General features: G+C 72.1%; 15 protein-coding genes. 6 read left to right on the forward strand and 9 right to left on the reverse strand.

The window, feature by feature from the left end; translation table 11 throughout:
• Positions 1-204: 204 nt before the first annotated feature.
• Positions 205-1,305, forward strand: coding sequence for a hypothetical protein (locus ACZ7OY_RS27715; RefSeq protein ID WP_471913873.1), 1,101 nt, complete (start codon positions 205-207; stop codon positions 1,303-1,305).
• Positions 1,306-1,431: 126 nt separating this feature from the next.
• Positions 1,432-2,673, forward strand: coding sequence for a lactonase family protein (locus ACZ7OY_RS27720; protein WP_471913874.1), 1,242 nt, complete (start codon positions 1,432-1,434; stop codon positions 2,671-2,673).
• On the opposite strand, the gene ACZ7OY_RS27725 is transcribed toward ACZ7OY_RS27720, so the two are convergent.
• Entirely contained in the window at positions 2,641-3,366 is a 726-nt protein-coding gene (locus ACZ7OY_RS27725; RefSeq protein WP_471913875.1) for a DUF2470 domain-containing protein, read from the reverse strand. The genes ACZ7OY_RS27720 and ACZ7OY_RS27725 overlap by 33 nt on opposite strands.
• Before the next feature lie 156 nt (positions 3,367-3,522).
• On the reverse strand, positions 3,523-4,128 hold the full coding sequence (locus ACZ7OY_RS27730) for a TetR/AcrR family transcriptional regulator (RefSeq protein WP_384721893.1): 606 nt from the start codon (positions 4,126-4,128) through the stop codon (positions 3,523-3,525).
• A 106-nt stretch (positions 4,129-4,234) separates the two neighbouring features.
• On the opposite strand from ACZ7OY_RS27730, the gene ACZ7OY_RS27735 reads away from it, so the two are divergent.
• Together ACZ7OY_RS27735 and ACZ7OY_RS27740 are read left to right on the forward strand one after the other, a co-directional pair.
• Entirely contained in the window at positions 4,235-5,857 is a 1,623-nt protein-coding gene (locus ACZ7OY_RS27735; RefSeq protein WP_471913876.1) for a cytochrome P450, read from the forward strand.
• Positions 5,858-6,028: 171 nt separating this feature from the next.
• The gene (locus ACZ7OY_RS27740; protein WP_471913877.1) at positions 6,029-6,229 is read left to right on the forward strand and encodes a DUF5999 family protein; all 201 of its coding nucleotides are present in this window, start codon (positions 6,029-6,031) and stop codon (positions 6,227-6,229) included.
• A 60-nt stretch (positions 6,230-6,289) separates the two neighbouring features.
• On the opposite strand, the gene sigJ is transcribed toward ACZ7OY_RS27740, so the two are convergent.
• Entirely contained in the window at positions 6,290-7,207 is a 918-nt protein-coding gene (sigJ, locus tag ACZ7OY_RS27745; RefSeq protein WP_471913878.1) for an RNA polymerase sigma factor SigJ, read from the reverse strand.
• A 345-nt stretch (positions 7,208-7,552) separates the two neighbouring features.
• Between sigJ and ACZ7OY_RS27750 the strand changes: the two genes are divergently transcribed.
• The gene (locus ACZ7OY_RS27750) at positions 7,553-7,945 is read left to right on the forward strand and encodes a hypothetical protein (protein ID WP_471913879.1); all 393 of its coding nucleotides are present in this window, start codon (positions 7,553-7,555) and stop codon (positions 7,943-7,945) included.
• Between the two features lie 81 nt (positions 7,946-8,026).
• On the opposite strand, the gene ACZ7OY_RS27755 is transcribed toward ACZ7OY_RS27750, so the two are convergent.
• Positions 8,027-8,191: a hypothetical protein gene (locus ACZ7OY_RS27755; protein WP_471913880.1), complete on the reverse strand. Its 165-nt coding sequence runs from the start codon at positions 8,189-8,191 to the stop codon at positions 8,027-8,029.
• Between the two features lie 72 nt (positions 8,192-8,263).
• Here ACZ7OY_RS27755 and ACZ7OY_RS27760 point away from each other — a divergent pair, with 72 nt between their 5' ends.
• Positions 8,264-8,530 carry a hypothetical protein gene (locus ACZ7OY_RS27760; RefSeq protein ID WP_471913881.1) on the forward strand — a complete coding sequence of 89 codons (267 nt, stop codon included), beginning with the start codon at positions 8,264-8,266 and terminating at the stop codon, positions 8,528-8,530.
• A gap of 843 nt (positions 8,531-9,373) precedes the next feature.
• Here ACZ7OY_RS27760 and ACZ7OY_RS27765 read toward each other — a convergent pair.
• The 5 genes from ACZ7OY_RS27765 to ACZ7OY_RS27785 all read right to left on the reverse strand — a co-directional run bounded on the left by ACZ7OY_RS27765 (position 9,374) and on the right by ACZ7OY_RS27785 (position 14,257).
• Positions 9,374-9,640: a DUF6959 family protein gene (locus tag ACZ7OY_RS27765; RefSeq protein ID WP_471913882.1), complete on the reverse strand. Its 267-nt coding sequence runs from the start codon at positions 9,638-9,640 to the stop codon at positions 9,374-9,376.
• 171 nt (positions 9,641-9,811) lie between these two features.
• Complete coding sequence (locus ACZ7OY_RS27770) at positions 9,812-11,113, reverse strand: alpha/beta fold hydrolase (protein WP_471913883.1); 1,302 nt, start codon at positions 11,111-11,113, stop codon at positions 9,812-9,814.
• A 97-nt stretch (positions 11,114-11,210) separates the two neighbouring features.
• Positions 11,211-12,236, reverse strand: a complete 1,026-nt coding sequence (locus ACZ7OY_RS27775) for a LacI family DNA-binding transcriptional regulator (protein ID WP_471913884.1) — start codon at positions 12,234-12,236, stop codon at positions 11,211-11,213.
• Positions 12,237-12,314: 78 nt separating this feature from the next.
• Positions 12,315-13,730, reverse strand: a complete 1,416-nt coding sequence (locus ACZ7OY_RS27780) for a BNR repeat-containing protein (RefSeq protein WP_471913885.1) — start codon at positions 13,728-13,730, stop codon at positions 12,315-12,317.
• Between the two features lie 206 nt (positions 13,731-13,936).
• Entirely contained in the window at positions 13,937-14,257 is a 321-nt protein-coding gene (locus ACZ7OY_RS27785) for an L-rhamnose mutarotase (protein ID WP_385525946.1), read from the reverse strand.
• Between the last annotated feature and the right edge of the window lie 3 nt (positions 14,258-14,260).

Raw genomic sequence — 14,260 nt, forward strand, 5'->3', positions numbered from 1 at the left:
TGATGTGGCGATGCGAGTCCGGCAGCGTGCCGCTCCGCGGTCCGCCGGTCCGCTGGCGGCGGAACCGCGCGGTACTCGTCGGACGTTCACTGTCACGACGGCCACGAGGACGAGCACGAGCACAGAAGACGAGCACCGGTACGAGCGAGACGAGCACGAGCACGTACGAGTACGAGCGGGTACAGGGCGAGGGGGAGAGTGCGGATGACCGACACCACCGTACGGATCGACGGAAACACGCTGCGGCTGCCGGGCGGGGTGGCGGTGCGGTTCGTCCGCACGCTGCGGCTGCCCGAGAAGGGGACCCATCCGCTGCCGCCCGGACTGGGCGAGTTCCCGGTGCGCAGCGTCGCGGACCACCCGGACACCGTCCCCGCCGAGTGGCTGGCGCGGGGCGGTGTGATGCTGCCGGTCCATCTGCGCGAGGCGATGTGGCTGAGCTTCTCGGGGACGAAAGAACCGGCCGCGCTCCAGGTGGGTGTGGGCAAGGTGTGCGCGGTCTCGGGCGAGCCGTGGAGCGGCCGGCTGTCCCGCGAGCCGCAGAACTACGTCGTACTGCCGCGGCAGCCCTGGCTGGACGGCATCAACTCCGGCAAGGGCACGGTCCGCCAGTTCGTGGCGGTGCCGCTGGGTCTGGGCGCGACGGTCGAGGGGCAGGTCACGGGCGAGGAGGTGTGGGGCGGCGTACAGCTCCAGTCGTTCCCGCTGAACGACCGGGCGCTGGCCGAGTGGCGCGAGCGGGAGCGGGAGCGCCGTCTGGCGCAGGAGCGTATGCGGGCGTCGCGGCCGGCCGGGGACGGCTACGGCGGCCCGCCCTCCGTGCTCGGCGGCGTGTTCCCGGCCGCGTCCATGGCCGCACCGGGCGGCGCCGTGCCGATGGCCCCGCCGGCCGCGGCCGCGCCGGGTGGAGCGCCGCGCGCCGCGGCCGCCATGGGGCTTGGTGTCGGTGGCTCGATGCGCCAGGAGGTCTACCGGGACGACCGGCCGGCGAAGGACTGGTCGGCCGAGCCGGCCGGACGGGTCTTCGTGCACCTGGTGACACCGCCGCAGTGGCGTCGTATCACCGGCGAGGAGCCGCCGCCGTCGCCCGTGGACCGCGCCGCGTACACCCGGGCGGGCCTGCCCTGGTACGACTACTACGACGAGGAGGCCGAGGATCTCGCCCCCACGGACGCCCTCGGGGATGTGCGGCCGGTCGGCGACTGGCTCGGTGACGATCACGAGCCCTGGCAGCAGCCGTCGCCCCAGCAGGTGCAGCCGCTGCAGGACGCGCCGGGCAAGCCGGTGCAGGACGGCACCTGGTAGCGGGCTGCCCGGACACCGGTGGGTGTTGCACCCTGCGCAACACCCACCGGTCGTTTTGCGCTTCGGGGGCGCCGCGCGTCAGGGTGGCCGTGACGACCGGGACCACCGACGACCTGAGGTGCGCAGATGGGCAGTGGGGCAGAAGCGTCGCGCGGCGGCTGGAGCAGGCGCCGTTTCGTCGGTGCGCTCGGCGGAGCGGCCGCGGCGGCGGCCCTGGCCGGTTGCGGCACCTCGCCGGAGGCCTCGCAGCCGGCCGGGACGGCAGGCACCGGGGCCGGATCCGGGTCCCGGCGGCCGGCCCCCGACGCGTCGGGAGGTACCTCGGGCTCCACCGGTCCGCGCCCCCTCTACGTCGGCACGTACACCTCTCCCGAGGACGGCGGCAAGGGCATCGGGCTCGCCTCCTACGACAGCGCGACCGGCCTGATCACCGCCACCGGCTCGGGCGTCCTCACCGGCGTCGCCGACCCGTCGTATCTCGCGGTGCACCCGGACGGCCGGACGCTGTACGCGGTGAACGAGCGCGAGCAGGGCGCCGTGACCGCCGTACGGCTGTCCGACGGCCGGGTGCTGGGCAGCCGTGCCACCGGCGGCGCGTCGCCCTGCCATCTGTCGGTCCACCCGGGCGGACGCTGGCTGCTCACCGCCGACTACGGCTCGGGCAGCGTGAGCGTGCACCCGATCGAGGCGTCCGGGGCGCCGGGCGAGCGCACGGACCGGGTGACGCACTCCTCCCCCGCCCCCGGACCGGGCCAGCACGGCCCGCACGCGCACCAGTTCGTCACCGCCCCGGACGGCCGTCACGTCCTCGCCGTCGACCTCGGCACCGACACGGTCTACACCTACCGGCTGGACGACCGGGCCGGCACGCTCACCGAGGTCGCGCGGGCGCACGCCCGGCCGGGCGCGGGCCCGCGCCAGCTGGCCTTCCACCCCGGCGGCCGGTACGCCTACCTGGCCAACGAGGTCGACGACACGGTGGCCGTCTGCCGCTACGACCCGGCCACCGGCCGGCTGGCCGTCGGCGATCCGCAGTCCACCGGGAGCGGCAAGCGCACCAACTACCCTGCGCAGTTCCTGGTCACGGCGAACGGTTCCTACGCGTTCCTCGCCAACCGGGGCCACAACAGCATCGCGCGGTACGCGGTGGAGGCGGACGGCGCGCGGCTCCGGCTGCTCGGCACGGTGGCGGTGGCGGGCGACTTCCCGCGGCAGATCGCGTTCTCGCCGGACGGCAGGCTGCTGTTCGCGGCGAACCAGCGTTCCGGCACGGTCAGCGTCTTCCACGTGGACGCGGAGCGCGGCGGGCTGCGGCTCGCGGGCGACCCGTTCGCCTCACCTCTCGCGGTCTGTGCGCTGCCACTGTAGGGAGCGCGGGCAGGCGGCGGCGCTCGCCTGGCTGAGCAGGACGTGCATGCGCTCGGTGAGCTGGGTGACGTCGTCGGCGGGCGCGTGGAAGGGCAGTCGCACCTCGCCGTGGGTGCGGGCCCGTTCGATGCGCAGGGTCAGTCCGTGCCGGTCGACGGCGAGCGGCTGGACGCGTACGGCGCCGTGCAGGCTGTCCGGCCGGATCAGCCGGGTGAGCCGTTCGACCGCGTCGGGGTGGGCGTCGGCGAGGTGGGTCAGCAGATGGGCCTCGGCCGTGGCGAGCGGGTCGGGCCGGGCGGCGGCGAACTCGTCGAGGCCGACGACCGTCGCCCCGGACTGCTGCCGCAGCACCACCCGCGTGGCCTGGAAAAGGAGGTGACCGTCCACGGGCTGGAACCAGCCGGCCAGCCAGAGCCGGCCGCGGATGCGGCTGCGCACGGGGACCGGGGCGACGTCGGCGAACTCCAGGACGGCGGACGGCTCGCCGCGGGGCGCGCAGATCGCGGCCGTGCGCAGGGCGCTCTCGTCGGGCACGTGCAGGAGCACCCGGCCGTCGGCGTCCACGGCGTGCGCACCGACGTACTCCTCGCGTCCGCCGTCCGCGGTCACCGCGCACGACCACGCGGCGGCGAGCACCGAACGCGCCCGCTCCGCCGCGGAAGGCGCGGCCGTCCAGGTCTGGCTGTCACCCATCCCGAAAACCTCCTTAGGTAAGCCTTGCCTAACTTATCGAAGATCAGGGCGCACGCCAACCACGCGGCACGCACCGGGCCATCGGGTCCCATCGCGAGATCCGGTCGACGAGGTCCAGTTAACGGAACCCGGGGTCCGTTGAGATCCGAGATCCGCTTACGAGATGACCCCGAGGAGCGCCCGCGCGCACAGCTCCCGCACCTGCTCCCGCGACACGCCCTCCTCCCGCAGCCACTCCAGGCAGACGGCGGTGGTGAACGCGAGCCAGCCGCGCACCGCGAGCCGTACGTCGGGACGCTCCTCGAAGACCGGGCCGAACTCCGGGTCGGCGGCGAGGGCCGCCAGGATCTGGCGCTCCTGGGCGGCCAGGGCGCGCTGGTAGACCCTGCGCACGGCCTGGTCGCCGGCCGCGTCCGCGCGATGGAACGCGCGGTATCCATGAGCGTGCGAGTGGACGTACTCCAGATACGCGTCGAGGCCCGCGGTGAGCTGCTCGCGCACCGGGACACCGGGTACGGCGGCGGTCATCCGCAGCATCCGCTCGCTCTCGCGCTCCACGACCGCCGCGAAGAAATCCCGCTTGGTCGGGAAGTAGTGGTAGAGCAGGCCCCGGGACACACCCGCGATCTCCGCGACCTGCTCGATCCACACGTCGTCGTACGGGCTCTCCGAGAACAGCCGCGCGCCGACCGACAGAAGCTGCTCCCTGCGCTCCTCGGTACTGAGCCGACGACGTGCGCGCTGCCCCTGGTTCGCGGCCATGACGGCACTTTACTTGACGTCGGTTCAACAGCGGGACCAGACTGGAACCGCTATTGAACCCACGTACAACACGAACGACGCGCCGCTGATCGAGGGAGATCACGTCATGGCGGAGACGGCGGAGACGGCAGGGCCGACGGGAGCGACGAAGCCGGCCGGACCGGAACCGGTGGGCACGGTCGCGCCTCCCGGCGACGCGCTGCCGAGGGGGTTCCGCAGCGCCGAGCAGGGCTGGCCCGAGCTGCACCGCATCCCTCATCCCCCGCACCGGCTGCCCCTGCTCGGCGACCTCGTCGGCGCGAGCCGGCGCACCCCCGTGCAGGACTCGATGCGGTTCGCCCGGCAGCTGGGACCGATCTTCCGGCGCCGGGTGTTCGGCCGCGAGTTCGTCTTCGTGTGGGGGGCCGGGCTCGCGGCCGACATGGCGGACGAGGCCCGCTTCGCCAAGCACGTCGGGCTGGGGATCGCCAATCTGCGGCCGGTCGTCGGGGACGCGCTGTTCACCGCGTACAACCACGAGCCCAACTGGCAGCTGGCGCACGACGTGCTGGCGCCCGGCTTCAGCCGGGACGCCATGGCGGCCTACCACCCGATGATGCTGGACGTGGCCGCCCGGCTCACCGACCACTGGGACCGCGCGCTGACGGCGGGCCGGTCGGTGGACGTGCCCGGCGACATGACCCGGCTGACCCTGGAGACCATCGCGCGCACCGGCTTCGGGCACGACTTCGACTCCTTCGAACGCTCCCGGCCGCACCCCTTCGTCACCGCCATGGTGGGCACGCTCGCCTACGCCCAGCGCCTCAACACCGTGCCCGCACCGCTGACTCCCCTGCTGCTGCGCCGCGCGTCCCGGCGCAACGCCGCCGACATCGCCTACCTCAACCGCACGGTCGACGACCTCGTACGGGCCCGGCGCGCGGCGCACGGCGACGGCAGCGACAGCGACGCCGACGGTGGCGACCTGCTCGACCGGATGCTGCGCACCGCGCACCCGGAGACCGGGGAGCGGCTGTCCGCGCAGAACGTACGGCGCCAGGTCGTCACGTTCCTGGTCGCCGGCCACGAGACCACCTCGGGCGCACTCTCCTTCGCCCTGCACTACCTCTCCCGCCACCCCGAGGTCGCGGCCCGCGCCCGTGCCGAGGTGGACCGGGTGTGGGGCGACGCCGCCGTACCGGGGTACGAACAGGTGGCCCGGCTGCGCTATGTGCGCCGGGTGCTGGACGAGTCGCTGCGGCTGTGGCCGACGGCGCCCGCCTTCGCCCGTGAGGCCCGGCAGGACACCGTGCTGGGCGGGACGCATCCGATGCGGCGGGGCGCGTGGGCGCTGGTGCTCACGCCGATGCTGCACCGCGACCCCGAGGTGTGGGGGCCGGACGCCGGACGCTTCGATCCGGACCGCTTCGACGCCCAGGCGGTACGGGCCCGTGCCCCGCACACCTTCAAGCCGTTCGGGACCGGCGCCCGGGCCTGCATCGGCCGCCAGTTCGCGCTGCACGAGGCCACCCTGGTGCTCGGCCTGCTGCTGCGCCGCTACGACCTGCGGCCCGACCCCGACTACCGGCTGCGGGTGACCGAGCGGCTGACACTGATGCCGGAGGGCCTGCGCCTGCATCTCGATCACCGCACCCCGGCCCCGGCCCCTGCCCCTGCCCCGAAAAGGGCCGACCGGGAAAGCCGGGGAGAGCTCCCGCCGCCGCACTGCCCCGCCCACGGGACGGACTGATCCTCGGCAGAGGGCCCGCGGGGCCACCGCGGCCGCGGTCCCCGGGACCGGAAAACTCACCGTCGTGTTTCCGGTCCTGTGGGGGACTCCTCATCCGACGGAAAACAACGTCGGCTACCAAGGGAGGAGGAGCCGGCCGAGGCAGGAGCCCGCGGATCGAGGAGAGACGACATGTGCAGCCACCAGCCCCCGTGTCCCAGCGCGGACAGCACGCACCACCGCACCGCCGTGACCGTTTCGGCCCATCCCGAGCAGGGCTGGAGCCTGCTGTGCAACGGCACCATCGTCTTCGACGACACCGGTGAACTGCTGCCCGACGGTCGGGTCGTGGGCCCGTGCCGCGCCCTCGGCCCGCTCACCGTCGCCGCCTGAGCCGACCGGCCGGCCGGCCCTCGGGCCCGCCGCGGTCGGCCCAGGCGTCCGGGCCCTCGCTCAGTCCGCCAGGGTTTCGAGGCCGAGGTGGGCGAGGCGCTCCGGGTCGGCCAGGAGGTACATGCCGGTGATCAGGCCGTCGACGACGGTCAGGGCGGCGACCGACTGCGGCTGCCCGTCGGGCACGGTGGCGAGCCCCAGCGAACCGTTGACCGACACCAGCCGGGTGGCGTCCGCGAACCGGGAGAACATCGCGGCCTGTTCGGCCACCCGCCTGGCCCCGCGTACCACCTTGGACGTGGCCGCGCCGCGCACCAGCGCACCCGAGTCGACCCGCAGCACCACATCCGGATGCAGGACGGCGACCAGCCCCTCCAGATCACCGGCCCGGGAGGCGGCGAGGAAGGCCTCCAGTACCTCGCGCTGGCGTCCACGGTCCGGCTCGGTCGGCGGTGCGACGTCCTTCACCCGGCGCCGGGCCCGGCTGGCCAGCTGCCGGGTCGCGGCCGGGCTGCGGTCGACGATCCGCGCGATGTCGTCGAAGGGCACCGCGAACATGTCGTGCAGAACGAACGCCAGCCGCTCGGCGGGCTCCAGGGTCTCCAGCACGACGAGGAGCGCGAGCCCCACCGAGTCGGCCTGGAGCACCTCCGCCTCCGGATCGATCCGGGCCGCCGGGCCGACCACGGGGTCGGGGACGAAGGTGTCGAGGGCCTCGAAGGTGCCACCCGTCTCCGTCAGCTGCTCACGGCGCGCCGCACGCGACCGCAGCAGGTCCAGACACACCCGCCCGATCACGGTGGTCAGCCAGCCCCCGAGGTTGCGGATCTCCTCCGTCTCGGTCCGGGCGAGCTTGAGCCACGTCTCCTGGACCGCGTCCTCGGCCTCGACGAGCGAGCCGAGCATCCGATAGGCGACAGCCTTCAGATGCCCCCGGTGCTCCTCGAAACGCCGTGCGAGCAGTTCCGTGTCGCTCAATGCATCTCCCCCTCGACCCACAGCTCGAACACCACGGCGCAAGCGCCGCGAAAACGCTACCCGACGCCCTGCGCCACCCCCATCAATGGCGAGAGCCGATTGCGGCGTCAACGTGCGGCGAGAGGGGACGACTTGGCCGAGAACAGCGTGTGTGCGCCCACGTTCATGGAAGTGAGGGCGGGCGCGGTCGGCGCCGGCAGGTCGTCTCACGGCCATCTACGAAGCCCGACCGTCGGTCAGGTCCCGGGCAAGTCCCCGAGCCGTTGCGCTGTCCGGCCTACGACTGGACGCGATCATCGGATTGAATACGGTTCGAAACTGCCGTCGCACCTGGGGGAACACGACATGCCCGTCGCCGACTTTCTGAGACCCGCCCTCGCCGCCGCTCTTCTGGCCTCGCTCACTGCCTGCGAAGCATCTTCCGTGCCGGATGTCTCGGCGAGCACCACGAGCAGCTCGGGAGCCGCCGAGACGCGTCGTCCAGCAGACCCCGAGCCCGTCGCCGCCGTCATGCCCGATGTCATCGGCGGCAACGCCGGGCGGGCATCCGAGCAGATGGGCTCCGAACTCGACATGGTCTTCAAGGACGCGAGCGGACAGGGCCGTGCCGTGGACGACCCCACCGCGTGGAAGATCTGCGACTCCCAGCCTGGCCCGAACCAGCAGATCACCAAGTTCCCCGTGGTCTTCGAGGTGGTGGAGGTTTCGGAGAGCTGCGAAGACGCGGCGTCGAAGTGACGTGCGCCTGACGCGCCGACTCCCGACGTCACGCAACGGTCCTCGGTCGGCCAACGGCGCGTCCTTGACGAGGGGCCGTTCCTACGGAGGTGCCGGGATCCAGTGCTGGGGCGAACCGGCGTACCCGTAGCGCGGCAGGCCCGTGACATCGGAGACCCGGTACGGGAACCGCCGCGCCGGCACGGTCACGTCCCCCTGGCTCCCGGGCATCGCCAGGGCGACGGGATCGTGCGCGTCGAGACCCACCTCGAAGTACCTGTGGGGAGGGTGATGGAAGATCGTTGACGAGCCCAAGAGGAACCCGCCAGGATGCGGATCATGGTGCAGCTCAGCGCGCAGGCCACCCACGGCGGTCAGGTGTTTCTGTTGATCTGGGGAGTCGGCGCGCTGGTCATGGGTTCGTTCATTGCCTCTCCGAAGGGGTCCGGCTGGTTTCGCAGCACGATCGTGTCCGGGCTGGAGGGGAAGCCGGCGCAGCAGACCCGCGCGAAGAACTTCGGTGGCGTGCGAGTGATAGCCACAGTGGTTGCCGCTGCCGGACTGATCGGCATCGGAACGGCGATGGTCCTGCTGATCCGAGGCTAGACCACACGCGCCTCTCAAGACCGCGTGTGGCGACTGACACCAGCGGCGGCGGAAGATCCACCAGGATGAGCGCTTCCGCAGTGATGGCCGCGGGGCAGTACGTGCAGGCTGCCTCCCAAGCTGAGCGACGCAGACAGACACCGGCGAGCAAGCGCAGCCGTCTGCGGACCATCAGCGCAGGTGAGGATCTCACCAAGTCGCTCCGCCGCCTGGTCCGGTGCCGTTCACCTGCGGTCGGTGTGGGATTTGAACCCACGGTGACTCGCGCCACGGCGGTCGAGGCCGGACCCCAGAGGCTGATCAGCCGAGGCGCAAGGGCGGTTGATCAACGTTGGTAGGCCCCTGTGCCACACTGCGTCCGGCCGTCAGAGCGCGGCCTCGCGAGGGGGTAGGACGTGGGAGCGGGTTTCGCGCTCATAGTGCTGGGTGGATGGGCGCGGTGGCTGCGCTGCAACTCGCAGGCACCGTAGTTGGCCCGTACGCCCTAGTACTCGGGCGAGTGCCCGGCCGATGGCTACAGCGCAACGTCGAGCACCCAAGGATCTGGGGGGCCGGTGCCCTGTTGCTGGCGGTCGAGATGTTTTCCTCCTCGGCTGTCGCAATCATTGGAGCCGGGATCATCACCCTCGGACACCTCAATAGACCGACGTTCAACCGTTGATCATCGAGGGAGTCCAGGGACGGACCCAGGCGTGCCACATCCGTGCCAGATCCAGCGGGGAACAACGGGGAACCCCGGTGGGACCGACCGAGCCCGTCGAGGCCATGCCCGGGTCGGCTGAGCAGTTCAGCGACCGATCGGGCTCGAGTGGCCCCAACTTGCCGAGTTGACGGTCCAACAGCTCAGTACGGCCGAGGAATCTCGTGCTCGCTCAGCGCAGCCTCGTACCGTGCCAGCAGAGCATCCAGGTTCGCGAGAATAAGGGCGGCGGACTCCCGGGCTTCATCCAGGTCGCCTTGCTCGCATGCCTCCAGCACCTCGGCCACGTCGCTGCGGAGGATGTGAAGGGAGTCGCCCTGTACCAGGACCCCGGGGAACCGTCTGCCGGGCAGGCGCACCACGGCGTCGTTGCCACCGTCGGTGAGCAGTTCGGTCTCGATGCGCTCCATCGGGCCATCCAACCCGGCATCACCGGCAGACAGCAATGGCCGACAACAGCGATGTTGAACCCAGGGGTCGTCCCAGCCGTCGGGGTCGGCGCACGGCGGGTCGGTCGTCGGTGTGCGGGCAGGGCCGGACCCGAGGGGATCTCGGGTCCGGTCCTGATCGCGGGGCGGGCCTCAGACCTCGTCGCGGGTCAGGGCCAGGAGGCGGTCCAGGACGCGGGGGCCGCCGGCTCGTACGCCGTCGTGCTCGAACTCGTCCGTGACCCAGGTGCGCAGGCCGCGGACGGCACGGGCGGTCTCCAGGGAGTGGGCCGTGTCGACGTACATGTCGTCGTGATAGACGGCCGCCGCGACCGGTACCTCGTTGGCGGCCAGGCGCGCCGGGTCGTAGAGGGGCTGCCAGTCGGTGCGGGCGGCGAGGTGTTCGGCGGTCTCGCGCAGCGGGCGCAGCGCCGGGTCGCAGTCGAACATCCAGGGGTGCACGGACTCACCGGTGAACAGCAGGGGTGCGTCGCCGGTGAGCGTCTTCGCCGCGTCGAACTGCGGGAACTCGGCACGGACGCGTTCGGCCGACCAGGCGGTGGGGCGGCCGTCCTGGCCGTAGATGGCCTCGTGGACGAGGGCGTACAGGGGGTGTCCGGCGTACGACAGGAGGCCCTGGACCTCTTCCTGGAAGGCGTCGGACAGCTCCAGGCCCCGCGAGGTGCGCACGAAGGCGCGTTCGAGGAGGAAGTGCAGCTGGTGGCTGCCCTCGGCGCCGCCGAGGAGGATGCCGAGGGACTGGAAGGCCTCGACGGTGAACCGGTAGCCGTTGGGGAGGGTCACCTCGTGGTGGAGGAGGTGGTCGGCGATACGGCGGGCGCGCTCGACGTCCTGCGGGTAGCGGGCGTAGTGCGCGACGACCTTGCGTTCGATGCGCGGGTAGGCGGCCCGGTAGACGTCCTCGGCGTGGGCGTGCAGGGAGGGCAGGCCGCCGGTGACCATGGCCGCCGCCAGGCCTTCGGGCGCCTTGGACAGGTACGTGAGCGTGCAGAAGCCGCCGAAGCTCTGGCCGAGGACGGTCCAGGGGGCGCCGCCGGTGACCTGGGGGCGGATCGCCTCGCAGTCCCGCACGATGGAGTCGGCGCGGAAGCGGGCGAGGTAGTCGGCCTGCTCGGCGGGGCCGCCGCGCAGCGGGAGCGTCTGGCGGTTGGCGGGCGTGGAGTGGCCGGTGCCGCGCTGGTCCAGCAGGAGGACGCGGTACTCCTCCAGGGCGCGGCCGAGCCAGGCCTGACGGCCGACGAACCGGTTGGCGCCGAAGCCGGGGCCGCCCTGGAGGTAGACCAGCCACGGCAGGTCCTGGCGTGCCCGGTCGCTCGCGACGACTTCCCGACCGTAGAGCTGGATCGTTTCTGCGGTCGGGTCGTCGTGATCGAGGGGAACGGTGAAGTGACGGTCGGTGAGGACGACTCCGGGCTGGCGGTAACTGACGGTCAACAGGGCTCCCCATACGGACGGACTGGGCCGTCCCAGTTCAGCACACCCGGGGCGGTGCGGCCCGACCGGGGATCATGAACAGCAACTGAACCGTGGCTCAGCGCCCGGGAAGGCTGGAGCGCCTGACGACCAGCTCGGGCTGGAGCACCACCCGGCGGTGTTCGTGGGCCGTGCGCCCGCCCTCCGCCTCCGTCTCCTCCAGGAGCAGCTCGGCGGCGAGCGCGCCCAGCGTGACGGCGGGCTGCCGTACGGAGGTGAGCGGGACGGCCGCGGCGGCCGCGAACTCGATGTCGTCGTAGCCGACGATCGCGAGGTCGTCGGGGACGCCGACCCCGGCCGCGTACATGGCCTGGAGGACACCGAGGGCGAGCAGGTCGTTGGCGCAGAAGACGGCGGTCGGCCGGTCGGCGAGGCCGAGCAGCCGGGCGCCCGCGTCCCGGCCCGCCGCGACGTCGAGCCGCTCGGTGGGCAGCTCGCGCAGCGCTTCGGGGCCCAGGCCCGCCTCGGCGAGCGCGTTCAGGGCGCCGGTGCGGCGGTCGCGGACCTGGTTGAGGCCCGGCGGCCCGCAGACGTAAGCGATGCTGCGGTGTCCGGCGTCGACGAGATGGCGTACGGCCAGCGCGCCGCCCGCCACGTCGTCCACGGAGACCGAGCACTCGGTGGTGCCCTCCGCGACCCGGTCGACCAGGACGAAGGGGATGCCGTGCCGGCGGAAGGACTCGATGTTGCGTCCGGTGGCGTCGGCGGGGGTGAGCAGCACGCCCCGCACCCGCTGCTCGGCGAAGAGCGACAGGTACTCGGCCTCCTCACCCGGGTTCTGGGCGCTGTTGCAGACCATCACGCCGAGCCCCGCCTCGCGCGCGGCCCGCTCGGCGCCGCGCGCGACGTCCACGAAGAAGGGGTTGCCCATGTCGAGGACGAGCAGCCCCATGATCCGGCTGCGGCCCGCGCGCAGTTGGCGCGCGGACTCGCTGCGGACGTAGCCCAGCCGGTCGATCGCGGACAGCACCCGGGCCCGGGTCTCGCCGGCGACCGTGTCCGGGCGGTTGATGACGTTCGAGACCGTGCCGACGGAGACTCCGGCGGCGCGGGCGACGTCCTTGATACCCACCGACTGGGCCATCGGGCGGGGACCTCCAGAGGAACATGGGGCGGCGGGAATACTTCACATTATCCCCAGCCCCCGGGTGAGCAGGTGGGATCAGGCGGGCAGGGCGAAGTCGGCGACACGCAGTGCCGAGGGGGTCGTACCGGTGGACTTCTCCTGGTACATGAACGACAGCACGTTGTCCGCCTTGACACGCCATTCGTCGATCACGACTTCGCCGAAGGCGTTCAGCGCGGCGGCGTCGTACAGGAGTGTCCAGTCGGTGTACCCGGAGGACCTGGAGGCGCCGGCGATCCGGCCGTGGGGCAGGACGGCGTAGGCGTTGTCGTACTTGTCCAGGACCAGTTTGGTGCGCTGGCTGGAGTTCGGTGCGACGGGGATCTCGGTCTTCTGCCAGCCGCCGGAGGAGTTCTTGCGCAGGTGGAAGGCACGGCCGTTGGCGGTGCGGTCGGTGACGTAGTTCGTGGTGCACTGGCCGAAGCGGCCGGGGACGTAGCTGATGATCGCGTGCGGCAGTCCGGCGGAGTCGGTGGCCTGGCTCTCCTGGTTCATCAGGGAGTGGTCGGGGTTGAGGGTGTCGACGACCAGGCCGCTGTCGGTCACCGCCACCACGTCGGAGCCGCCGGTGGTGGCGACGAGCGTGCCGGCGTCGTTGCGCCAGGTGCGGCCGCGGTCGGTGGAGTAGACGTAGCCGGTGTCGTGGTTGGTGATGCCTCCGCTGCTGCACATCACGGCGCTGTTCTGTTCGCGCCAGGTGAAGAAGGAGTGCAGTCGGCCGCCGGTGTCGTAGTCGATGCCGTGCAGGTACATGTTGCGGGCGGTGCTGGAGCCGTGCTCGCTGGTGTAGGTGCCGGTGGCGGAGGTCCACTCCCCCAGTGCCTTCCAGGCCGAACCGTCGTACTCCGCGAGGGCGTTGCGGCCGTTGCCGGAGACGCCGACGCGATAGCTGAGCTGGAGCCTGCCCTCGGGGGTGGCGATGAACTGCGGGTAGGTGAACTGCGAGGTGAGGGCGAGCCCGTCGAGGGTGGTCTGGACGGAGCCGAGGACCGCCGCGGTCCAGGCGGTGCCGGCCGGGTTGTCGACCAGGCCCGCGACCGACTTCACGTAGAAGAAGCCGTCGCTGTGCGAGTCCATGTTCAGGTGCAGCCGGCCGTCCGTCCTGGAGACGCCCAGGGAGATCACGTTGTGCGAGTCGTCGCTCTTGAGCTGGTGCGAGAGGGTGATCGTGGACCAGCCGGCGGTGCCCAGGGCCCGGCGCGCGACGACCGCGTTGCGGGTCGCGGTGTACCAGGCCGCGTACTGGTATCCCTTGTACGTCAGCAGGCCGTTCTTCTGGAAGGCGTTGTTGTTGACGAGACCGTCGTAGGAGACGAAGTAGATCGCCCGCGCGTCGAGCAGGGTCGTGCCCGAGGCGGTGACCGAGGGGCCGGGGGTGGCCGCCCGGGCCGTGCCGGGGACGGCCACCGCGGCGGCGGCCAAGGCACTGGCGAGAACCGTGCGTCTTCTCATGGGGGCTCCAGTCATGGACGTTCCGGTCGTGGGGGTTCCAGTCGTGGTTCCGGTCGTGGGGGTTCCAGTCGTGGTTCCGGTCGTGGGGGGGCCGGTCCTGGGGGGTCGGTCCTGGGGGCACGTCCTGAAGGGGATCCCGGGACGAGCCCCGGGAAGAACCCCGGCAGGGCTCGAGCCGGAACGGGCTCGAGCCCTGGGACTCCAGGTCAGGCGAGGTGGAAGACCTCCGTGAGAGGTTTCATCGCCTCGTCGGGTCTGGCGCCGTCCAGCGACTCGAAGAACGGCGCCATCTCCTTCTGCCAGCGGGCGTTGACCGCGGTGGCCTCCATGCCTGCCTGGGCGGCCGCGAAGTCCTCGGTCTCCAGGTAGCCGACGAGCAGGCCGTCCTCGCGCAGGAACAGCGAGTAGTTGTGCCAGCCGGTGGCGGACAGCGCGTCGAGCATCTCCGGCCACACGGCGGCGTGCCGCTCGCGGTACTCGTCGAGGCGGTCCGCCCGGACCTTCAGCAGGAAGCACACGCGTCGCATCAA

This window comes from Streptomyces sp. NPDC107559, from assembly GCF_055657365.1.